This is a genomic window from Bacteroides sp. f07, assembly GCF_042854785.1.
In the GTDB taxonomy this organism is placed as follows: domain Bacteria; phylum Bacteroidota; class Bacteroidia; order Bacteroidales; family Bacteroidaceae; genus Bacteroides.
Genome location: NZ_BAABXI010000003.1, coordinates 471,102 through 495,559 on the forward strand (window position 1 = coordinate 471,102; position 24,458 = coordinate 495,559).

Sequence of the window (24,458 nt, forward strand, 5' to 3'; positions counted from 1 at the left end):
AGGACATGAACCGGCAGATGCAGCCCCGCCGGAAAACAATCACCCAAGAACCCAATATCTGCAAAGCACCTGAAGTAGCGGAAGAGGAGTTGCGAGATTCCCTCATTGCCCGCCACAAAGGGAAAGTACAATTTATCGATTTTTGGGCTACCTGGTGCGGCGGTTGTCGAAAGATGATTAAAGAATATGAACCAGTCAAAAAGGAACTGGGTGAAGAGGTAACGTTCGTCTACCTTACCGGCCCTAGTCCAATAGAAAAGACTTGGAAGATACTCATACAAGACATTTCCGGCGAACACTACTGGCTAAACGAAAAACAATGGGGCTATCTCTAGAAACATTTTCAAATGTCAGGATTACCGATGTATCCGGTGATAGACAAGCAGGGAAAGATAGTAAAACGGTTCATTCACGTGACACGAAAAGAACTGGAAGAAATATTAAAGCACGAAATCAATAGATAGCAGGATAACAGCAAGATATGACAAAAAACTCCATGAGGTTTGTGCGTCAAATCACTATTAACTCTCGACACAACCTCATGGAGATAAATTCGATTACCAATGCCTCATGAAAGGCGGTCTATATTTAGAAATTTATCATATGCATAATCTTCTCCGTCGCTCCGGCATTGCTAGTCACATAATAACCGGCATTCGTTCCGGTTTCACGCAAGAACACTTCATCCGTACGGAAACGGTCCAATAAACTTTTCAGTTCATCGTAATCCTTAATGGAGTAAGCGCCTTTTGCTTCGAGCAACTGTACAGCTTCCATAAATTTCTGATACTTCGGTCCGAAAATTACAGGGATACCATATACGGCAGCTTCCAACGTGTTGTGGATGCCTACCCCAAAGCCACCACCGATATAAGCAATCTCCCCATACCGATAAATAGAAGAAAGCAGTCCGAAGCAGTCTATAATCAAGCAGTCAGCTTTCAGTACATTCTTCTCATCGGCACGGGTATAGCGTACATACGGACGTTTCAGCTTGCTGATTATTTCCACCAGATGATTCTCATCTATCACATGCGGGGCAATAATCAACTTCATTTCCGGATGATTGTTGAAGTATTCTAGGAACAAGTCTTCATCCGGTCCCCAAGAGCTTCCGGCAACAAAAGTAAAGGCATTGTCACCTTTGAACTTTTCCACCAGCGGAAGGTCTTTAGCCTCTTCACGAATCTGCAATACCCGGTCGAAACGGGTATCTCCCACTACCGTCACACGATTGATACCAATCTTCGACAAATACCGTTTTGAAGCCTCGCTCTGCACAAACAAATGATCGAAATCTTTCAGGACACTGCGATAAGTGCCACCGTACCACTTAAAGAATATCTGTTCGCGACGGAAGATAGACGATACACTATACACCGGAATACGGCGTTTGTGAAGTTCATCCAAATAGTTCTTCCAAAATTCATACTTGATAAAGAACGCCATACAAGGATTCGCAATATCAAGGAACTTTTTCACATTCCTCGGTTTGTCAAACGGCAGATAGCAAACGATGTCCGCTCCCCGGTAGTGCTTACGCACTTCATAACCCGAAGGAGAAAAGAATGTCAGCAATATCTTATAGTCAGGATACTTCGCCCGAATCATTTCAATCAAAGGACGCCCCTGTTCAAATTCACCCAATGAGGCAGCATGGAACCAGATATACCGCTCCCCTTTCTCCACCTGCTGGCGCAGAAGTTCATACACCACCCAATGCCCCTTCATCATCTTCCGGGGCTTGCGGCTAAACGGAGCAGCCAAATGGACGATAAAGTCATAAATGACTATTGCCAGGTTGTAAAGCATAGCACTATGTCGATTACTTCAGAACCTCTACCGCCCGTTTCATACGAGCTATCGTCTCCTCTTTACCCAATACCCATGAAATATCGAACATATGTGGGCCTTTTCCTTCACCTACTAAAGTCAGACGGAAAGCGTTCATGATATTACCTGTATGATAGCCTTTTTCAGCAATCCAGTCCATCACGACTTTTTCCTGTCCTTCGATACTGAAGTCCTCGATACCGGCAATTACATCCGCCAATTCAGTCATGCACTTCGCTGAGTCTTCTTTCCAGCGTTTCTTCACTGTCTTTTCATCATATGCGGCAGGAGCCACAAAGAAGAAGCTACATACATCCCACAATTCCTTAACGAAACTAACACGGTCTTTCATCATACCGACTACAGTCACCACCTTTTCAAAAGGAACTTCCACACCGTGCTCCTTCAATACAGGCAGGAACAGTTCAGCTATTTCCTCGTTCGGTTTCTGCTGGATATATTGATGGTTGAACCATATACCTTTCTTATAGTCGAATTTAGCACCCGACTTGCTGCAACGGCGCAGGTCGAACAACTTTATCAGCTCGTCCATCGACATCACTTCCTGGTCGTTACCCGGATTCCATCCCAGCAAAGCAAGGAAATTGATTACCGCTTCGGGCAGATAGCCGGATTCACGATAACCTGAAGAAACTTCACCTGATTTCGGGTCGTGCCATTCCAATGGGAATACCGGGAATCCCAGCCGGTCACCGTCACGCTTGCTCAGTTTTCCATTACCTTCCGGTTTCAACAACAGAGGCAGGTGGGCAAACTCAGGCATCGTATCCTCCCAGCCGAAAGCACGATACAACAGTACATGCAAAGGTGCGGAAGGCAACCACTCTTCACCACGAATCACGTGAGACACTTCCATCAAATGGTCGTCTACGATATTAGCCAAGTGGTAAGTAGGCAGTTCATCAGCCGATTTATATAGTACCTTATCATCAAGGATAGATGAATTGATAATCACCTCACCGCGAATCAGGTCGTTCACATGCACATCCTCGTTCGGTTCAATTTTGAAACGGACCACATATTGTTTGCCTTCAGCAATCAGCGCGTCCACTTCTTCCTTCGGCATAGTCAATGAATTGCGCATCATGCCACGGGTAGATGCGTCATATTGGAAGTTAGCAATTTCCGCACGCTTAGCATCCAGTTCCTCCGGAGTATCAAAAGCGATGTATGCCTTTCCATTTTCCAGCAAAACCTGCACATATTTCTTGTAGATTTCGCGGCGTTCAGACTGACGGTACGGGCCATGCTCACCACCGAAGCTCACTCCCTCATCAAAGTGGATACCCAACCACTTGAAAGATTCGAGTATATACTCTTCCGCTCCCGGAACGAACCGGTTAGAGTCAGTATCCTCAATACGAAATATCAGGTCTCCGTCATGTTGACGTGCAAATAGATAATTATACAAAGCTGTACGCACACCACCGATGTGCAATGCTCCAGTAGGACTCGGAGCAAAACGAACTCTTACTTTTCTTTCTGCCATAATTTGGGTTAGTATAGGTAAATCGCGGCAAAATTAAACCTTTTTTTCCACACTATTGTTTTTTTTTGTACTTTTCGCAAAAATTTAGGTGGATATGGAACATTTGAATAAGAAAAAGAGTTTTTCACGGAGAGATTTACTATATAAATCACTGCTGTTTGTGAGCACTGTGGCATTGATTGTCTATTTCCTGCCGCGTGACGGCAAGTTCAACTACCAGTTTGACATGAACAAGCCCTGGAAATACGGACAACTGATAGCTACTTTCGACTTTCCTATTTATAAAGACGACGCGGTGGTGAAGAAAGAGCAGGACAGTCTGATGTCTCTTTTTCAGCCTTATTATGAGCTTGACAAGAAAATTGAAAAGGATGCAATAGCCAAACTGAAAGAGAACTACCACACGAACCTGAAAGGAATTCTTCCTTCCATAGATTACCTGCGCTACATTGAACGCACTCTAAAAGAAATCTACCAGGCAGGCATTGTATCTACGGAGAATATCCAACAGTTGCAGAAAGACAGTACTTCGTCTATCATGGTTATTGACGACAAACTTGCCAATTCGCACCCGACAGACGATATTTACACCGTGAAAAAAGCATATGAATACCTGCTTTCAGCAGATTCCATCCACTTCAACCGGGAGATTCTCAGACAATGTTCGCTGAATGAGTACATTACTCCCAACCTCACCTTTGACGAGCAGAGAACCCAGACAGCCAAAGAAGAGATGCTAAACAGCTATTCCTGGGCAAAAGGACTGGTAGTCAGCGGACAAAAGATTATCGACCGGGGGGAAATCATCAGTCCAGAAACTTACAACATACTAGAATCGCTGCGCAAAGAGTCCATCAAGCGCAATGAATCTATGGGACAGAGCCGCCTGATTATTGGCGGACAGATTCTGTTCGTCGGTATGCTGATGCTCTGCTTCATGCTTTATCTTGACCTGTTCAGGAAAGATTATTACCAGCGAAAAGGGAGTTTGTCATTACTATTCACATTGATTGTATTTTATAGCATTGTCACGGCCTTTATGGTGACGCATAATGTATTTAACGTGTATATCATCCCTTATGCGATGCTACCTATTATTATACGCGTGTTCCTTGATTCAAGGACAGCGTTTCTTACACATGTCATTACGATATTGATCTGCTCCATATCACTGCGCTTTCCACATGAGTTTATTCTTACCCAACTGGCAGCCGGCATGGTAGCGATATTCAGTTTAAGGGAACTTTCGCAGAGATCACAGCTTTTCCGCACGGCATTGCTGGTCATACTGACTTATGCCGCTGTTTATTTTGCTTTCGAGCTAATGACGGAGAACGGACTTTCGAATGACCTTTCGAAATTGAATATACGGATGTACACCTATTTCTTTATTAATGGAATCTTATTGCTATTCGCTTATCCGTTACTATTCTTACTTGAGAAGACGTTCGGATTTACCTCCAATGTGACTTTGGTAGAACTTTCAAATATAAATAATGATTTGTTGAGACAGATGTCCGAGACTGTGCCCGGAACGTTCCAACACTCCATGCAGGTGGCCAATCTGGCAGCAGAGGCAGCTATCCGCATTGGGGCAAAAAGCCAGTTGGTGCGTACAGGAGCTCTATATCACGACATAGGGAAGATGGAGAATCCGGCTTTCTTTACAGAGAATCAGTCGGGGGGAATCAATCCGCACAAGAACCTGGGTTACGAACAAAGTGCACAGGTTGTCATCAATCATGTCACGGACGGGCTAAAGTTGGCCGACAAGCATAATCTGCCCAAAGCCGTCAAGGACTTTATCAGTACCCATCACGGACGGGGAAAGACCAAATATTTCTATATTTCATGGAAGAATGAGCATCCGGACGAAGAGCCCAATGAAGAGTTGTTTACCTATCCCGGCCCTAATCCGTCCACCAAAGAGCAGGCCATCCTGATGATGGCGGATGCAGTGGAAGCCGCCTCGCGCAGTCTGCCGGAATATACAGAAGAAAGTATCAGCAACCTGGTCGACAAGATTATCGACTCCCAGGTTACTGAAGGTTATTTCAAAGAATGTCCCATCACTTTCAAGGACATTGCAACAGTGAAAGCTGTATTCAAGGAGAAATTAAAGATTGCTTATCATACCCGGATCAGCTATCCTGAGTTAAAGAAGTAAGCAAGCCGGCACAGGCATCTTCAAGTACATCAAGCACATATTCAAATCCCTCGGCTCCTCCATAGTAGGGGTCGGGGACATGATCAGCAGGAATATGAAAACAATATTCCGTCATACGATGAATCTTCTTCCACTCTTCGGGAGAAGGAGCTTTGTCTTTCAAGTCATCTATATTCCGGTCGTCCATACCGATGATTAAATCAAAATTATAAAAATCTTCCGTACGGACAGGGCGCGAACGATGCACCAGTTCATAACCACGCCGTGCTGCGTGAGCACGCATCCGGCTATCCGGCAGTTCACCCTGATGGTAAGACAGGATTCCGGCGGAATCTATTACAAATTCTTTTTCCAGCCCCGCTTCTTTTATCAAGTGAAGCATTACACCCTCTGCTGTAGAGCTACGGCAGATATTTCCTAAACAAACAAATAATATTTTCTTCATATTAAAACCTGTTTTATTTACGGTTAGACGATTTACAATACACAATTGAAGTTAGTATTACGCAATAGCCATTAGCCATGCACACATATTTTTCAGATTATAAAAGAATATCAACCGTAAATCGTCCAATCGTAAATAAGCTTCTCATTCTTAGAATGAGTTCAATATCTGATTCGCCCGGTTCACGGTGACTGCTGCCGGAATCTCCGGCATATCTCCCAGATTGAACGGAGCAAGCATTTTCTCTATCTTCTTTAATCCGGCTTTATTTCCTTTCTTCTCAAATTCCTGACGGAGAATATTTATTTTCTCATGCGCCTGTACTCCTTCTATCAAACGCTCGAAACGGATACAGCTACGTGCTCCGGGATAAACCAAATATGTATCTCCGGCCGCCCACGTACGGAAACGTGAATCGAGCAGTGGTTCCAACGGCCAACTGTTGTATGCCCAACGCAGATAACCGTCCAGATGTTTCTTTGAAGAATAGAAACTCATCCAGGCAGCTTCGGCTGGATCAGAGAAAGTAAACGTATTAGGATGCGCTTCCGTGCAACAAGTATAATAGGTAGTGCGCTTGTTTTCGGCTTTACGGCGGATACGTACATCTTCGGGGTAGTTCTGACCGATTACAATGCAATAATCATATAAATCCGGTTCAATCTCCGCATGATAATTTCCTGCCAACGAAACCTTAAAATCCGGGTCAGCCTTGCGAATCACTTTCAATGTTTTCTGCATCACGTCCATCGGACGTTCATCCATTGCAATAGTGCAAATATCGAACCAGCCTTTTTCTTTCAGATGTTTGGAGAAAGAAGTAAGCATTGCCACCCACATTTCCTCATAAGCCTGTTCGCCCGGTGCTGTTTTCACCGACTTCAGGGAGTTCGTAGCCTGGTCGTAATATTGGAAAGACAATTCCCAAGGCACCATTGAGTAACAGTTAATCTGCTTGTCAATGCCTACACTCATCATAAACTCTACCCAACGGTCGAAGATGGTATAGTCAAAAGCCCATGTACCGTCGGCACGCTTCATCCAGGTCACCATTGTATCGAAGTAATCTTCCGTCTGACCGTTCCAGGGCTTATGCATCAAAGTAGCCGTGATAATCTTCTGTCCGGCATTTGCCAGCATTTTCATCAAAGGACGCATAGCTTCGAGATGTTCCCGGCTCCACAGAGGAACCTGATAATAACGGGCTACGGCATACGGACTCTGCCACAAATCCAAGTGGAAAGCCCATTCCGAGGGCTGGGGAAGTTCTCGGGAAGAAACATTTATTTCAAGATTCAGGCGTTGTAACAAATTCGAGCCGTCATTGACCAATAACTCACCTTTATAAGTTCCGGGAGCAGCAGATTGTGGAATCCAACATTGTACCCAGATAGGTTGAACGGTACGGGCAGGCAATGCCATTGACTTTAGATTCGAGTCAATCGGATCGGCTACCAGCAACGAATCGTAATCCACAGATTTGCGGTGACCGCATGCCCCTCTCCCATCTTTGTTCAGTTCATCTGTCATCACATAACGTACAAAGCCGGCAGTCAACGCATCTTTCGAAAGAGTATTTCCTTTTTTATCCTTAAAATCGGAGAAGCTGAAGTTCAGGTCTTTCAGTTCCGTTCCTGTCCATACAACAGCTTGCGCATTCACACGTTCACCGCGCCATCCTTTCAGGGAAATACTCTTTTGAGTCCTCAACGAGGGAAGTTGATGCTTCGCATAACGAGTATCTGTTGTACCCCAAGAGACTTGCGTCGTTGTGACTGCCGCCCATTCCTTCTCGGAAGGTACTGTAGGATCAGGCAATTCCTGATAAGTTCCCAAAGGAAATTTCGGTTGTCCTGTCGGGGTTCCACACTGAGTAACTCCTTGCTGGGCAAGCAGAGAACTCATACTAAATAGACTGGCTAAAGAAATAATAGTAAGTCGTTTCATGGTTAGTTAGTTAATTAAATTAATATAAGGTTATTAATAAGGGGGAATAAATTCTTTCATCACATAGGGTCTACATCATAATAGATAATCAAAGATTTATAATGTTCGTCCTCAATCATCTCACGCTGGATGCGCAACAATAGTTCCCGCGCACGTCCCATCGGCGCATTCTGTTCAATCTTCACCACTATCTTCTTAATAAACAGCGTTTGGATACGGGCAACCGGCGGTTTATCCGGACCCAGCACACGGCTGCCGAATACGGCTCGCAGCTTGTTTGCCATCACTGCTGCCATCTGGTCGAGCAAGGCTTCATTATGATTTTTAAGGTAGACATATACCAGACGGTAATAAGGCGGGTAATGAAACATCTGACGTTCCGCCAGTTGTCCGCCCACCATGTCCTCATAATCATTAGCGATGACCTGATGAATAATCGGATGCTCGATACTTTTGGTTTGCAGTACTACTCGTCCCCGCTTGTTCTTACGTCCGGCACGTCCCGCTACCTGCGCCATCAGTTGGAAAGCGCGTTCATAAGAACGGAAATCGGGATAATTCAGCATGGTATCCGCATTCAGTATTCCAACGACGCTTACATGGTCGAAGTCCAGTCCTTTGGATACCATTTGCGTTCCGATAAGTATGTCGGTCTTTCCTTGTTCGAAGTCCGCGATAATCTTCTCGTAGGCGGAACGGGTACGGGTAGTATCCAAGTCCATCCGCGCCACGGCAGCTTCCGGGAAAAGGACTTTAATATCATCCTCAATCTTTTCCGTACCAAAACCGCGGTTTACCAGTTCCGTCCCTTCACAGGCGGGACAAGCCTTCGGAAGCTGGTAGGTATAGCCGCAATAATGGCAGGTCAGTTGATTGATTCCTTTATGATAGGTAAGACTTACATCACAGTTCTTACACTTCGGCACCCAACCGCAGGTACGACATTCTATCATCGGAGCAAAACCACGGCGGTTCTGAAAAAGAATCACTTGTTCCTTCTGTTCCAGAGCTTCTTTCATATATTGTATCAGAAGTGGTGAGAACTGGCCGACCATCCGCTTCTTTCGATGCAATTCTTTTATATCGACCGGAATAATCTCCGGCAGTTGTATCTCTTTATATCGTTCTTTCAGTTGTACAAAACCGTATTTTCCATCCATCGCATTCTGCCATGACTCGATGGACGGTGTAGCTGTTCCCAACAATGTTTTGGCTCCATACATGGCTGCCAACACAATCGCCGCACTACGGGCGTGGTAACGGGGTGCCGGGTCTTGTTGTTTATAAGTATTTTCGTGCTCTTCGTCCACAATCACCAATCCCAGATTCCGGAAAGGCAGAAATACGGATGAACGGACACCTAAAATAATATCGTATCCATTCTCCCCGAGTTGTTTCCGCCATATCTCAACCCGTTCGGCATCGGGAAATTTGGAATGGTAAATACCCAGACGTGAACCGAAGACACGCTGCAAGCGTTCCGTTATCTGAGTAGTCAGCGCAATCTCCGGCAATAAGTATAATACTTGTTTGCCTTGACGGATAGCTTGTTCTATCAAATGAATATATACTTCCGTCTTGCCGCTGGACGTTACTCCATGAAGCAGGCAGACATTTTTCTCCCGGAAAGATTGTACTATCTCATCATATGCCTGCTGTTGAAACTCATTCAGAGCATTCACTTCGACAACCTCTTTCTCCTGTTTATCCAACCGACCGATTTCATGATAATAAATCTCGAAAATCTTCTTGTCCACCAAACCGTTCAATACGGCAGGAGCCACATTAGCCCGTTGCAGCAACTCTTTCTTGGAGATTTCTTTCGGAGCACCGTCTCCCAAAATGCCCGAACACTCTACATATTTCATGAGAAGCGCCAGTTGCTTCGGAGCACGAGAGAGTATATCAAACAAAATATGAAGCCGCTTCTCGTCGGCTGTTCCGGCAAGGCGTACCCGTGCTTCTGTCTTGGGTTTATAAGTGCGTCGCAACTCTTCCTTTACGAAAATCGCTTCTTTATCGAGCAAGGATTTTATGGCCGTGAGGATATTCTTGACACCGCTATCCTTCTCCAGTTTGGTGACGCATTGCTGCGAATCGACAGCCAGCAAATCCAAAATGCGCTGTTCACGTTCCGGCAATGGCGCGTCCGCTACGAAGTCAGGATTATATTCTACAATCGTTTCACTTTCAAGTTTCAGTCCCGAAGGCAATGCCGCTTTATATACATCGCCTTGCGTACAGAGGTAGTAATCGGCTATCCATTCCCAGAATTTGAACTGATTCGGCAATAAAATAGGAGAAGCATCCAGTAATGTCGATATGTCTTTCACTTCATATTCCGTTGGAGCACAATAATGAACGTTACGGACAATAGCTGTATAGAACTTCTTTCGCCCAAAAGGAACCACCACGCGGCAGCCTATCTTCACTTCTTCCGCATACTCGTCCGGCAAAGAGTAAGTAAAGCTCTTCGGAAGCGGAAGTGGTAATATGACATCTACATATCTTTTCATTGCAGGCACAAAGATATAAAAAAAGAGGCTTCCGACAGTCGAAAGCCTCCAGTTCTACTATGTTAAAGTAAATGTTTCGTCAAAAGATATAAGCAACGGATACTTGCCAGGTCTTGGTTTTGTATGAACCGTCTATTCCTTCAAGTTTGGCAGTGTCCCCCAACGGGATGTTATAATTGGCACCAACCTGCAAATGATTGAGCAATTTCACACCTGCGCCGACGTTAATGCCGACTTCAGCTTTCTTCTTGTCGGTTTTTACGCCTTCAATCGTTTTATTTCCCGCAAAATCGAAATAAAAATCAGGTCCGGCAGCAATATAAAGTCCCAACAGACTTCCCAACCCGATGTTATACTTCAAGTTTACCGGAATATCAAGACCGTTTTGCTTAACAGTATATTCATCATTTCCTTCAGATACCTTTATACCTCTTTGGGCAAAAAGCAGAGAAGCATCCACCCCCAATCCTATGATTGGAATATTAAACTCAGCCATCGGTCCGATAAAGAAACCGGTAAAGTTATCCTTCTTAAAATTTTCGCTCACATTAGAGAAACTTGCTTTTGACAAGTTCAAACCTCCCTTTACACCAAAATGTATTTGAGCCTGAGCAGGCATTGCCATACCAATACATACAGCAATCATTAAAGCACCAAAAATCTTTTTCATAAATTTACGTGTTTATAATTCGGGACAAAGATATATAATTAGAATAAATAAACACAAATTATCGGTTTTTTGTTCGCTCAAAGTAGCTGTTGTTCACCCAATCCTGCCCCCGCACCCTTATAATGAGCTGAAAGCATATGATTATGATAAAGAAGTTTTCTGACTACTCTCTCATATAAAAAAATGAAAATCCTCTTTCAACCTGTCACCCTCCTCTCCAATTCCCTTATTCATCGCACTTTCAGAGCGGTGATAGGTTGTTTGCAACCTATCACCACATCTATCACCTATCACCGCCTTATTTAAAGTAAGTCTACGGTAAACGAAATCAGCAACTAAGGGCAATTTCTGTTTCATGTAGTGAAACCAAGTGTTTCATGCTTTGAAACGAAGTGTTTCATACCGAGAAACATTTAGTTTCAAGCCTTTGAAACTAGAGTTTCAAGCGTTGGGAACCAAAGTTTCAAGCGTTAGAAACCAAAGTGTCTAGCCGTAGAAACTAAAGTTTCCTGCAATGGAACTAAAGTTTCAACCGAGGAAACTGGAGTTTCAAAGTAGGAAACAAGTAATTAGACCGTATGTTTTTCCGGTTTAGCTAACGGCATACAATTAGCCGCCTAACTATAAACGAACGAGAAAATAAGGTTGCAGATACTTTATTTTAATCAATTATGTCTTCCACTTGCTCCCAATCAATCAAGTACCATGACTGCAATACCCGCCTCAACTCATTTCTCACTTCCATCAAAGCGAAACCTAACAGATTCTCGCCTTTCCATAAGAATGGATTATGTACCTGAGGATCAGTTTCCTGCATACCAATTCCCCATATAGTATCGTATGGACTAGCTTCGACCAGAACCTTATCGCCAGTACCCAGTAAAAAGTCAAGCTGGTCCTGATTTTGGATAAACTTAGCATAATTTCCATTGAGAACGATTGAATATTTGTATTTATCCCATACACTCTGCTCGAATCCCTCTACCTTTCGTCCCAATGCCTTTATCATTTTGGAGTCTATTTCATCTAATATCAGTTTTCTTGTATCCCCATCTTCAAAAAGACGTGCTTTTTCAGCCATCATATACTGCTCCATACAGCAATATTCATTAATATCTATCCGAAAAGACGTCTGCCACCATTGGCTCAAACAGGATTTACTAATTTCCGCCTTCTTATGATGTCCCCAAAAGAAGAGATAATCAAACTCTTTCCCATTCGCAACTTCCGCCCTGAGTTGCTCCAATGAAAACTCGGGAACTCCGTCCGGTTGCCGAAAGTAGATACCTTCCAGAGAATAAATATCTTTCTCATCAAACGTATCTTCATAATATCCCCGCCATGAGTAAGGGGCAGGAAACATCTCACGATACTTCGATTGTTCTTCCTGGGACAATCCAGCAAACCAATCATTAAATAACCATCTGTAATCCTCACCATATCCCATTCGCCACCCTATACTATACTGAGATATTTCAGGATATACCAGCCACAATGGCGGTAACGGATTGTCTATTGTAAAATGGTCTGTCTTCATATATTCATAGTTGTTGTATTAAACAATTCTCCTATTTGCAGTTATTCAAATAGTACGATAATCTATATCGGCATAAAAGTACCGCTTTTCTTTTCTAAAAGTGACTATTATGAGAATAAATCATTCAACGCCTCACTCATGCTGGGATGAGTAAAGATGAAGTCGCGCAGGAAAGTATAATCCTGCCCTGTCTTCATGGCAATGGCAACCGTATTGATAACTTCGCTGGAATCGGTTGCAAAAAGCATACAGCCTAATATTTTTCCCGTGTTCTTATCAATGACAGCTTTCAGCAGACCGTCTGTTTCTCCTAATGTTTTCGCTCTCGGTATAGCCATAACGGGCAGCTTCTTCACAATAATATCCAAGTTCTGTTTGCGGGCTTCCTCTTCATTCAGTCCGATACGCGCCAATGGCGGGTCGATAAATACAGAATAACTGACGGGATTACGGTCACTTGTCTTCCGTTCCTTATCTCCGAATAAGTCTTCACGGACAATCCGGTAATCATCCAATGAGATATAAGTGAACTGCAAACCACCTTTCACATCACCTACGGCACGTATATTGGGATTGGTTGTTTTCAGATATTCATCGACAATAATAGCACCACGCGCATCCACTTCTACTCCGGCTGCTTGCAGATTAAGACCTGCCGTGTTAGGTCTGCGACCTGTTGCCAGCAATACCGCTTCGGCTTCAAGTTCGAACACCTCGTTAGTCTGCGCATCCGTGAAGGCAACGATTGCCTTGTCTTCAGTATGCTTCACCGACTGTACCTTTGCGTTCATCCGGAAAACAATGCCTTTCTTCTCCAATGTTTCTTTTACGCTTGCCGCAATATCACGGTCTTCACGGGCAATCAGTTCGGGATAGTTTTCGAGCACTGTCACTTGCGAGCCGAACGAAGCATACATGGACGCAAATTCCAACCCGATATAACCGCCGCCGACAATGACCAAGCGGCGGGGAAGGTCTGTCAATTCCATGATTGAAGTACTGGTATAGACAAAAGGATTGCCCGCCACTCCGTCAATAGGTGGAATGACCGTTTCCGCTCCTGTATTGATAATGATTTGTTTGGATGTCAGCAGGATTTCGTCCGTAGCTGTGCGGACTGCGACCGTATCGGAAGAAACAAACGAGCCTGTACCTGTATAAACAGTCACATTGGGATTGTCCGCCAAGTTATGGTAATTCTTGTTTCTCAATGCGCCGGTTACAGTTTCTTTCACGGCAATCGCCTGCCGGTAAAAATCACTTTTCTCCTCAAAGGCGGCCTCTTTCCTACCCCAAGCTATTTTAGCCTGATGTACTAACGTCTTTGTCGGGATACATCCTATATTAATACATGTGCCACCATACATTTTGTCAGAACGTTCGATAACAGCTACCTTCTGTCCGCGTTTTGCAAACTCTGCCGCAAGGGTCTTCCCGCCTTTGCCGAAACCAATGATTATAACATCAAATGCATTCATATTCCTATCTTTTTATAAGTTTAAAATCAGCTTATTCAGTTTGTTTCATTTCATATTGCAAAGGTCGCTTCTTTCGAGGTAACGGACAATAACGATTTTGCCGGATAAGTTAGCAATTATTCCCACAACATCATAACATTAAAGCTATTAATAAAAAAAAGATTTTCTATCTTTGCATCAGCACTCAAAAAAACGTACTACTATGTTCTTTCTGCAAAAATCACTTTGTTTTATCATCTGCCTGCTCTGGTTCAGCTTAGGATTTGCCGGAATCAACAATCCGTTAATCATCAACTTCGGCAAAACACAATATGGCGCAGCCAACAAAAACTGGTCTATCAGTGAAGACGAGCATGGAATACTCTATTTTGGCAATGACATCGGACTGCTCGAATTTGACGGTATCGAATGGAAATTGAACAAGCTCCCCAAAGCAGAAGTGGTGCGTTCTGTATATGCTGTTTCAAACAACGAGGTCTATACCGGCGGCTACGAAGAGTTCGGCAAATGGAGCCGGCAGCCCGACGGGGAACTGACTTATACTTCACTCAGCAAAGAACTGCCGGCGGACAGTTGGCAGAATGATGACATATGGAGAATCCTGCCGCAAGGGGAATCCATCTATTTTCAATCATTCAGCGGTATCTTCCGCCACCATCTGCCGACAGGAAAAACGGAGAAAATAACGAAACAGAAGAATTTTCATTTCCTGATGCGCGTCGGTAACGAGTTGTGGGTGCAGGAAACACACAAGGGTCTGCTCCGCCTGAAAGACGATCGTTTCACCCTTATCCCACACAGCGAACTATTCCTGGGCAAAGAAGTGAAAGCCGTGCTTCCCTATGCGGAAAACCAATGGATGGTAGTCACTTCGAACAGCGGCTTATTCATATATGATGGAGATACGTTCAGATTACTGAGTGACGCACCGGAATGGATTAATTCAAACATCAATTGTGCTATTCAAAAGGAGAACGGCTACTACCTGCTCGGCACGATTCTCAACGGAGTATATATGATAGACAAACAAGGGAAGATTATCAAACATATCAACTCTGATGCCTACATGCAAAACAATACAACCCTGTTTCTTCACGAAGACAAGTATCATAACACCTGGCTGGCGCTCGACAACGGGATTACCTGTATCCAGATACTTCCCGAACTCAGTTGCTACACCGATCCCACGGGCAAGACCGGCGCTGTATATGCAGCCGCACTTTTTGCCGACAAACTATTCATCGGCACCAACCAGGGACTCTTCTATATCAATCAAAGCGATCTGAACAATATCAACGCATTGCCCGGCGACTTGCAAACGATAGAGAACATTAAAGAGCAAATCTGGGATTTGAAGATTATAGACGGAAAGTTATATTGCGGTTCCAACAGCGGGTTAAAAGTGATTGACGAGCAACTGAAAGTGACTACTCCCATCAATGCACAAGGGGGAGTGTTTACCATTCTTGCCAAAGAACATTATCTCCTGTTAGGCACATACGCATCCCTGAAAATCGTAGATACACGTACACAGCGAATCATTCTTGACAACATTCGCCAGCCTATCGTCAATATCCAGATAGACCATCTCGGCAATGTATGGTTGGAGCACATGAACAAAGGAGTTTACCGCTGCCAGCTTTCCGAGGACATGACGAAAATAAAAACCTCGGAATACTACGGCGAAGACCGGGAACTGCCCTACAAGCTCCACCTTTTCAAAATCGGCGGAAGAGTTGTCATGCTGGGCAGAAATTCCTTTTACACCTACAATGACATAGGCGGCAAAGTAGAACTGTACGAACCGTTGAAACATTGCCTGAGCAACCTGACGGAAATAAAAAATGTATCCGACATAGATAAAAACCATTTTTATGTAATGGGGGATAATGTAATCTACCGCATTGCCCATGACGGTTCACAAAATCATATAGAAGATAAAATAGACATCAACTATAACGGTATGTCCATGGTCAATCATTTCGAGCGGATTATCGCCCTCACGGATTCAACCAGCCTCATCTGTCTGGACAACGGTTTCTTGCTCTGCCCCAACAATCAGCAACAAGATGTCATTTCGCTGTCTACTCCTTATATTAAATCCTTTTCCGCTTTATCAAAGACGGGAAAAGTGCTTCATAAAGGAAGTGAACATGAAGCTATCAAGATTCCATTTACCAATAATACGATAGAAATCAGATTCGCAACGGATGACGTACTGGCGCACAATGTATCTTTCCAATATAAACTGGAAGGAATCAGCGAATGGTCGGAGCCGGAAAGAATCAACAAAGTGACCTATGAACGTCTCCCCAAAGGAACTTATACCTTTTTATTACGTTCGATAGATAATTTGGGGAACTGCTCTCCTACACTGGAATATACTTTCACTGTTCTTTCTCCCTGGTACCAGACAATTTGGGCAATCCTGGGCTATTTTATCATCACATTACTCGTGTTGCGGATAGTCTGGATACTCATCCTGTGCCGTTACCGGAACCGGCATCTGATAAAAATCCGCCTTCGCGAAGCGAAAAGATTAAGCCGGATGAACCAGCAACTGCAAAACCAAATCAAAGAGAAGGATGCCGAACTGCTTTCGCAAACTTCTTTCGTCATCCAGCGCAACGAGCTTATCACGCAGATGAAAGACGAAATAGAAGAGTTTTATCGCACACATAACAACAAAGCGCTCGCACCGCTCTTCCATAAAATCAATATGCTTTTCAACAATAACCTCGACACCGAGGAAGACTGGAAAATGTTTCTTATCAAGTTTGAAGAAAAACATACCGGATTTTTCAAACATTTAAAAACACTTTATCCGCAACTGACCGCCAATGATTTGAAATTATGTGCCTGCCTGAAGTTGAATCTGGATTCAAAAGCTATCGCAGCCCTAATGAATATTTCTGTACGTGCAGTGGAAAACAGCCGTTACCGGTTGAGAAAGAAAATTAATATCCCGCCTAATGAGAATCTCAACGATTTCTTCTTGAAGTTATAGATTCGTTATCTCACTCATTTAATGTATATTACAACTGAATGAGAGGTAATAATGAGGTCGCTTAAATGTTAAAAAACAAAGCGATGTATCCGTAGTGAGCCTGTTTTTAGCAAGTATAAATCCAGACTTTCTACATTTGCCATTGTCAAAAACGGACGAATCGGGAAGCGTACGAGCCCAACAAAGTTTTGACAGGATTTTAATGTTAAACTAAAACTAATAATAGAATGAAAGACCAACTTACCCATTCATTTTGTAAGGACATCTCTCTATTAAAGAAAGGACTTCTATTAGGATTTTTCTTATTGGCAGTCACCACTCTATCCGCACAGATACGGGAGATAAAAGGTATCGTCACATCAGAAACAAGCGAACCATTGCCCGGAGTGGCCGTGCAAATAGATGCTTCCGGCACCGGAACCGTCACCAACATAGACGGTCAGTATAGCATCTCTGCCCGGAAAGGCGATAAAATTACTTTCTCCTTTATCGGAATGACGTCACAAACTATCGTAGTAGACAATCGTACTACCATCAATGTCGTCATGAAAGAAGAAGCTTTTGCACTGGAAGAAGCTGTCGTTATCGGTTATGGTAGCGCGAAGAAAAGAGACCTGACCGGCTCTATCGAAACAGTCAAAGCGGCTGATATAGCCACCAAGCCTGCCAGCAATCCGTTGGCTTCTATCCAGGGAAAAATTGCGGGTGTTCAAATCGTCAATACCGGCAGGGCGGGTCAAGACCCGGAAATCAGAATCCGCGGAACAAACTCTATCAACGGATATACTCCCTTATATGTGGTAGACGGACTTTTCACGGATAACATCAACTACCTGAATCCTGCGGACATCGAATCTATGGAGATTCTGAAAGACCCGTCTTCACTGGCTATCTTCGGCGTACGGGGTGCCAACGGCGTAATTATCATCACGACCAAGCGCGCCAAGGAAGGACAGACTACCGTCAGCATCAACGCTTCGGTAGGTTTCAAACATATCGGTGACCGCGTGGAACTTACCAACGCCGCCCAATTCAAGGAACTATACAACGAACAACGTAATAACCAGGGATTAGACCCGTTCGACTATACCAACTGGGCAGCCGACACCGACTGGCAGGACGAAATCTTCCAGACAGGCTTCCTGACCAACAACAATATCAGCATCACCGGTTCTACGGATAAAAGCAAGTTCTACATGGGACTTGGCTACACCATGGAAGAAGGCTCTATCAAGAGCGAGAAGCTGAACAAACTGACTATCAACCTGCACAGTGAATACGAAATGACTAAGTTCCTGCGTTTCGGCTTCCAGATTAACGGTGTACGTATGCTTCCGCCGGACGCTAAAGGCGTGAGCGCAGCCATCAAGGCAGCCCCCATCGCAGCAGTATCCCATGAAGAGACCGGACTTCTGCAACTCTTGCCGGACTTCCAGCAAGCGCAGGTATCGAACCCGATGATTGACGTGAAGTACAGAGGACAGCACAACAAAGCCATCAACTACCGCATGGCAGGAAATATCTACGGGGAAGTGGACTTACTGAAAAACCTGACTTTCCGTGCCACATTCGCTATGGATTACAGTTCTGACCAGTCACGTCTCTACTCTCCTATCATCTACTTGTACAATGTAGATAAGGGGGAAAAGGAAAATGTAGGCGAACGCGAAGGCATCACACAGAAAAAATCGACAAACATGGCTGCACAGTCCGACTATGTGCTGACTTATACCGGAAAATTCGGCGGACACGGCATTACACTGACAGGTGGTATGACAACCAACTACAACGAATATTCCTCACTGGATGCCGGCAGAAGCCAGAAACTGGGCGACGGCATCAGCATTGGCGAGAATGACGACAAATGGTGGATTAGCACTATCGGCGACCAGTCCACTGCGACAAACGGCGGTTCACAGTACAAGCGCTTCACCATGTCTTACCTGATTAGAGCACTGTACAACTACCAAAGCCGCTACCTGTTCAATGCTTCTTATCGCCGTGACGGTTCATCCGTATTCAAGCGTACCGGAAATACATGGGATAATTTCTACTCTTTCGGCGCCGGATGGGTAATCTCGGAAGAGAATTTTATGAAACACCAGTCTGTCATCGACTATCTGAAACTGAAAGGTTCATGGGGGGTATTAGGCAGCCAGAATACAGGCGGCTACAACTATCCGGCTTATCCTACAATCGTCAACTCCGGCTCTGCCGTATTCGGTGACAATATCGTTGAAGGAAAAGGACTCGCTTACCTGGCGTCGCAGACATTAGGCTGGGAACGCAACTATTCCTGGGAAGCCGGTTTCGAAATGAATCTTCTGAAACAACGCCTGCGCCTATCTCCCGTTTATTATAACAAAACGACCAAGGATTTGCTGACTTCCGTTCCCGGCATTTCGGGCTCTACTCCCGGACTGGAGAATATCGGGGAAATCCAAAACAGAGGATGGGAACTGACCGCTTCCTGGAATGACCGCATCGGCGAGGACTGGAGTTATGGGGTCAGCGCCAACCTGACCACGATAGACAATAAGGTAAAATCACTGGTAAACAAGGATTATGCCATCGTATCCGGTCCGTCAAGAGTATCCCAGGGGTATCCTATCGGCTACTTCTACGGCTATCAGGTGGAAGGCGTATATCAGAATAAGACAGATATTCAGAGCTCTCCTAAAAACACATTGAGTACCGTAGCACCGGGCGACTTGAAGTTCAAGGATGTAGACGGCAACGGTGAGATTAATGACAAAGACCGTACCATGATTGGTAATCCTACCCCCGATTTCACCTATGGGCTGACTATCAGTGCCGGATACAAAGGATTCGATTTCAGCATGGATATGATGGGAGTATATGGAAACGAGATTTACCGCAACTGGGAGTCGGACGAGTTTTCTCAAAACAACTATTCGCTCCGCCGCATGAACCGCTGGAACGGTGAGGGTACTTCTAACTGGGAACCTATCCTTGACCCGTCGAGAAGCATCAACCGCCAGAATTCAAGTTACTTCATCGAAGACGGCAGTTTTTTCCGTATCCGTAATATCGAACTGGGATATACGTTTAATCCGGGCTTATTGAAAAAGATTTATCTGAAATCGCTCAGGTTATATGCCAACGTACAGAACTTGAAGACATGGTCCAAATGCAGCGGATATACTCCCGAAATCGGTGGTAGCGCTACTTCCTTCGGAGTAGACAACGGCACTTATCCGATGCCGACCATTTATACCTTCGGTTTGAATCTTACTTTCTAACTCCATTTCTAAAGTTATATGACTATGAATAAAAAAAGAATTCTATATATAGTAGCTGCCTGCACTTTGTCATTCGCCCAAATGGGATGCAGCGATTTACTGGACCAGGCTCCGCAAGGGGAACTTATCGACACCGACCTCGCCGGGGGTACGTACGAGAGCGAAATATTCGGAATGTACGCTGCCATGCGCGACTATGCCCTGACATCGGGAACAACCGCGCTTGCTATCCACAGCTTCCGTTCGGAAGACGCGGAGAAAGGCAGTACATCGACAGACGGAGCGGGTGCCGCCAAGATGTATGACGAGTTCAATTACGACGCAAGCGACGCAATGCTGCAAGGCTACTGGAGCGCCAACTACAGTCTTATCCACAAAGTGAATACACTGCTCGAATCAATGAAAGCAGGCAATCTGACGGATGGCAACCTCGTCAATAAGGCGGAAGCCCTTTTCTTCCGGGCTTATTGTTACTTCAATCTGGTGCGTGCATTCGGCGAAGTTCCTTTGATTGATTTCAAGATTAACCAGTCATCGGATGCCAATATCCCCAAGTCGTCCGTCAGCGATATATACGCACTGATAGACCGGGACTTGACAGAAGCGGAAAAGTATCTGCCCCGCACGTGGGAAAGCAAATATATCGGTCGCCTCACTTGGGGAGCCGCCCGTTCCCTGCACGCCCGGACGTATATGATGCGCAACGACTGGTCTAACCTCTGGACTGCCGCAACAGATGTCATCAACTCCGGAATATACAATCTGAATACGCCTTTCAACGAGATATTCCGCGAATCTGGTGAGAATTGCAGTGAGTCTATTTTCGAACTGCAATGTACCGCCACCTCTTCTTTGCCCGAAAGCGAAGATATAGGAAGTAAATTCGCATTGGTGCAGGGCGTCAGAGGTTCCGGCGAATGGAATATGGGATGGGGCTGGAATACACCGACCGAGACATTGGCGAAGGCCTTTGAATCCGGCGATCCCCGCAAAGATGAAACGCTTCTGTATTTCATAAAGGTAGGAGAATCTCCTTCTTTAATCCCTGCCAATCAACCTTACAATGAAAAGCCGGTTGCCACAAATGATGTGATTGCCAAGTATTTCAATAAAAAGGCTTATACGAATCCTACTTATCGCGCTAAATATACCAAGTTCGGTTTCTGGTTCAATATCCGCCTTATCCGCTATGCTGATGTAGTGTTGATGGCAGCAGAAGCAGCCATCGAACAGAACAATACGAAGGCTGCCAAAGATTATCTGGAAATGGTGCGCAGCCGTGCCAGAGGCAAGAATACCAATATCCTGCCCAAAGTCACGACAGACGACCAGGTGAAACTGCGGAACGCTATCCGTCAGGAACGGAGAGCGGAGCTCGCTATGGAATTCGACCGTTTCTACGACTTGGTGCGCTGGGGAATTGCAGAAGATGTATTAGGCAGCTTAGGTTATCAAAAGAAGCATGCATTATTGCCGCTCCCGCAAGAAGAAATAGACAAGTCTAACGGTGTATTGAAACAAAATCCAGATTACCTATAATATATAAAACGACTATTGATATGAAAAAATATATATATTCATCCATCGCTTTGTTTCTCCTTGGATTCATGGTTCAGTCCTGTTTCCAGGATATGGATCATCCGGGATTCGATTATCCGGAAGAACTGCCGGAAAAGCCTTATAACCCGATGAAGCTGGGATTGGCTTTCGAAGATAATTTAGAGAATAACAGTATCTATAACTTCGGCATTACTGCCGGCGGTACTCCCCGCTTTGCGGAAGGTATTAACGGCAAGGCATACCAGGGAGCGGCAGATACTTATATGGTAGCTGAAACCCCGGAAGCCCTGAAAGACAGTATTGAGAATTTAGGTAGTTTCACAGTCGCTTTCTGGATGAAATCCGGAGCACCTATAACCAATGGAACTGGCTTGTTCACCATTAGTAATACCGAAGCAGATTGGGGAAACTTGGATATTTATCTTGAATGGAATTATAATGGAACGGAAGCCAAAATAAAGGTACGCATGAACAATGTCAATTCAGGGACAGAAGAGATACGGTGGCTTGAAACCTTAATTAGTGATGTATTAATTGATGACTGGGTGCACATGGCATTCAAATATGACGAGAAAACATCTACTTTAGAGATTTACAGGAACGCAGAAAAAGTTGTATCGCAGGTTTATCCCAACTATGGGAAACTAAAATTCAAGAATGTAGGGAAAATGGCGCTTGGCGCTTTCCAATTCACCACCAACCCACGACTTACGGACAACACCTCAAATATGGACTGGGCACGTAATTACTCAGGAATGTTCGACCAGTTCCATTTTTACAACAAGGCTCTCAAAAGGAGCGAGATACGAAATCTATATGTAACCAAAGACTAAGTATACCATGAAAAAATATTTATCATTCACTCATATCCTCTTTATTGTCATTGCATTGCTAACCTCTTGTAGTGATGATAATGAAACAACAACCACCGATTTTCGATTAACAACTATCAGTATCGGTGAACAACAGAACTTATCGGCTTTTACGAATGTTGACCCGGAAGCTTCCATCGTACTTCAATTCTCGGATGCAGTAGATGAATCGACCGTCGCAAAGAATATCCGTTTCATCGAATTGGACGGTGAAGATGAGTTTGAACTAAAAGTCAATTACCAGATGGATGCTGACAATAAGAAACTGACCGTCACTCCGGTAAATTCACTCAGTAACTATTCGAGTTATAAGTTTGTAGTGTATCCGGGAATAAAATCAGCAACCGGCGAACCTATCTTTACAGGAAAAGTGTATAGTATAAAAACAGGAATGGAAGATTCCGACAAGTTTGACCGTATTGATGACGAAGAGTTGCTGACGCTAGTTCAGAGACAAACATTCAGTTATTTCTGGGATTTCGGGCATCCTGATTGTGGTATGGCGCGTGAAAGAAGCACTTCAACAAATACGGTAGCAACCGGCGGAACAGGCTTCGGAGTGATGTCAATCATCGTGGCGGCAGAAAGAAACTTTATCAGCAAGGAAGCGGCATTGGAACGTATTCAGAAAATTGTAGACTTCCTGGGCAGATGCGAGAGTTATCATGGAGCTTATTCACACTGGATATATGGAGATAGCGGTTTCATACAACCGTTTAGTGATATTGACGACGGAGTGGACTTACTAGAGACATCTCTGCTTTTTCAGGGACTATTGACCGCCAGGGCTTATTTTAAGAACGGCAATGAGGCAGAACAAAAGCTCTGTGCAGACATTACCAAATTATGGGAAGCCATAGACTGGAACTGGTTCCGCAAAGAAAGTTCGGAAAATGTATTGTACTGGCATTGGAGCCGCAATCATGGTTGGGAAATGGGCTTGAAAATCAGCGGTTGGAACGAAGGTCTGATAGCCTATGTGCTCGCAGCTTCTTCACCTACAAACGCTGTTGATAAAGTTGTCTACGACGAAGGATGGGCAAACAACGGCGGAATGAAAAACGGAAAAGTCTATTATGACTATGTCCTGCCGCTGGGTACGGACAACGGCGGCCCTCTCTTCCTTTCACAATATTCTTTCTTGGGGATTAACCCGAAAGGCCTGTCGGACGCATATGCCAATTATGAGGAACAAACCCGGAACCACGCATTAATCAACTACAATTATTGTGTTAACAATCCGAGAGACTATGCAGGTTATGGCGAGAACTGCTGGGGATTGACCGCCAGTGATGGCGATAACGGATACAGTGCCCATTCTCCGAACAATGACAATGGTGTAATCGCCCCTACCGCCGCCTTGACTTCCTTCCCTTTCACACCGGAAGAATCAATGAAAGCCCTGCATTTCTTCTATTATAAACTGGGAGATAAGATTTGGGGGAAATATGGTTTCGTTGACGCATTCAATCTGGGCAAGCAATGGTTCGACAAAGAATTTATCGCTATCAACCAAGGCCCGATTATCTGTATGATCGAAAACTACCGGAGCGGACTGTTATGGAACCTCTTCATGTCCGACCCGGATATTCAGAACGGAATGAAGAAGTTAGGATTCAGCAGCCCGGACTTAAAATAAACAATTCAATAGGT

16 protein-coding genes are annotated in these 24,458 nt (G+C 44.5%); 8 read left to right on the plus strand and 8 right to left on the minus strand.

Annotation, left to right across the window (positions count from 1 at the left end; translation table 11 throughout):
- Positions 1–5: 5 nt before the first annotated feature.
- Positions 6–335 (plus strand): TlpA family protein disulfide reductase, encoded by a 330-nt coding sequence (locus ACGHVY_RS21860; protein WP_390601548.1) that lies wholly within the window; start codon positions 6–8, stop codon positions 333–335.
- 253 nt (positions 336–588) lie between these two features.
- On the opposite strand, the gene ACGHVY_RS21865 is transcribed toward ACGHVY_RS21860, so the two are convergent.
- Positions 589–1,812 (minus strand): 3-deoxy-D-manno-octulosonic acid transferase, encoded by a 1,224-nt coding sequence (locus ACGHVY_RS21865; protein ID WP_390601551.1) that lies wholly within the window; start codon positions 1,810–1,812, stop codon positions 589–591.
- Between the two features lie 13 nt (positions 1,813–1,825).
- Positions 1,826–3,343 (minus strand): glutamate--tRNA ligase, encoded by a 1,518-nt coding sequence (gltX, locus tag ACGHVY_RS21870; RefSeq protein WP_308745959.1) that lies wholly within the window; start codon positions 3,341–3,343, stop codon positions 1,826–1,828.
- Positions 3,344–3,437: 94 nt separating this feature from the next.
- On the opposite strand from gltX, the gene ACGHVY_RS21875 reads away from it, so the two are divergent.
- Complete coding sequence (locus ACGHVY_RS21875; protein ID WP_390601553.1) at positions 3,438–5,510, plus strand: HD family phosphohydrolase; 2,073 nt, start codon at positions 3,438–3,440, stop codon at positions 5,508–5,510.
- Here ACGHVY_RS21875 and ACGHVY_RS21880 read toward each other — a convergent pair.
- The 4 genes from ACGHVY_RS21880 to ACGHVY_RS21895 all read right to left on the minus strand — a co-directional run bounded on the left by ACGHVY_RS21880 (position 5,485) and on the right by ACGHVY_RS21895 (position 11,088).
- On the minus strand, positions 5,485–5,955 hold the full coding sequence (locus tag ACGHVY_RS21880) for a low molecular weight protein-tyrosine-phosphatase (protein ID WP_308745957.1): 471 nt from the start codon (positions 5,953–5,955) through the stop codon (positions 5,485–5,487). The genes ACGHVY_RS21875 and ACGHVY_RS21880 overlap by 26 nt on opposite strands.
- 150 nt (positions 5,956–6,105) lie before the next feature.
- On the minus strand, positions 6,106–7,902 hold the full coding sequence (locus ACGHVY_RS21885) for a glycoside hydrolase domain-containing protein (RefSeq protein WP_390601555.1): 1,797 nt from the start codon (positions 7,900–7,902) through the stop codon (positions 6,106–6,108).
- 59 nt (positions 7,903–7,961) lie between these two features.
- On the minus strand, positions 7,962–10,418 hold the full coding sequence (gene priA, locus ACGHVY_RS21890) for a primosomal protein N' (RefSeq protein WP_308745955.1): 2,457 nt from the start codon (positions 10,416–10,418) through the stop codon (positions 7,962–7,964).
- Positions 10,419–10,497: 79 nt separating this feature from the next.
- Entirely contained in the window at positions 10,498–11,088 is a 591-nt protein-coding gene (locus ACGHVY_RS21895) for a porin family protein (RefSeq protein WP_308745954.1), read from the minus strand.
- A gap of 183 nt (positions 11,089–11,271) precedes the next feature.
- Here ACGHVY_RS21895 and ACGHVY_RS21900 point away from each other — a divergent pair, with 183 nt between their 5' ends.
- Complete coding sequence (locus ACGHVY_RS21900; protein WP_390601558.1) at positions 11,272–11,394, plus strand: hypothetical protein; 123 nt, start codon at positions 11,272–11,274, stop codon at positions 11,392–11,394.
- Positions 11,395–11,749: 355 nt separating this feature from the next.
- Here ACGHVY_RS21900 and ACGHVY_RS21905 read toward each other — a convergent pair whose 3' ends face one another.
- Both ACGHVY_RS21905 and ACGHVY_RS21910 read right to left on the minus strand, forming a co-directional pair.
- Positions 11,750–12,625: an NADAR family protein gene (locus tag ACGHVY_RS21905; RefSeq protein ID WP_390601560.1), complete on the minus strand. Its 876-nt coding sequence runs from the start codon at positions 12,623–12,625 to the stop codon at positions 11,750–11,752.
- Between the two features lie 107 nt (positions 12,626–12,732).
- Entirely contained in the window at positions 12,733–14,103 is a 1,371-nt protein-coding gene (locus ACGHVY_RS21910) for an FAD-dependent oxidoreductase (protein WP_390601562.1), read from the minus strand.
- 202 nt (positions 14,104–14,305) lie between these two features.
- Between ACGHVY_RS21910 and ACGHVY_RS21915 the strand changes: the two genes are divergently transcribed.
- From ACGHVY_RS21915 to ACGHVY_RS21935, 5 genes are all read left to right on the plus strand, one after another.
- Positions 14,306–17,110, plus strand: a complete 2,805-nt coding sequence (locus ACGHVY_RS21915) for a triple tyrosine motif-containing protein (protein WP_390601564.1) — start codon at positions 14,306–14,308, stop codon at positions 17,108–17,110.
- A gap of 227 nt (positions 17,111–17,337) precedes the next feature.
- Positions 17,338–20,373, plus strand: a complete 3,036-nt coding sequence (locus tag ACGHVY_RS21920; RefSeq protein WP_390601566.1) for a SusC/RagA family TonB-linked outer membrane protein — start codon at positions 17,338–17,340, stop codon at positions 20,371–20,373.
- Positions 20,374–20,391: 18 nt separating this feature from the next.
- Positions 20,392–21,912 (plus strand): RagB/SusD family nutrient uptake outer membrane protein, encoded by a 1,521-nt coding sequence (locus tag ACGHVY_RS21925; RefSeq protein WP_390601568.1) that lies wholly within the window; start codon positions 20,392–20,394, stop codon positions 21,910–21,912.
- A 20-nt stretch (positions 21,913–21,932) separates the two neighbouring features.
- A complete protein-coding gene (locus ACGHVY_RS21930) occupies positions 21,933–22,766 on the plus strand; it encodes a LamG-like jellyroll fold domain-containing protein (protein ID WP_390601570.1) in 834 nt (277 codons plus the stop codon).
- A gap of 7 nt (positions 22,767–22,773) precedes the next feature.
- Positions 22,774–24,444, plus strand: a complete 1,671-nt coding sequence (locus ACGHVY_RS21935) for a glucoamylase family protein (protein ID WP_390601572.1) — start codon at positions 22,774–22,776, stop codon at positions 24,442–24,444.
- Positions 24,445–24,458: the final 14 nt, after the last annotated feature.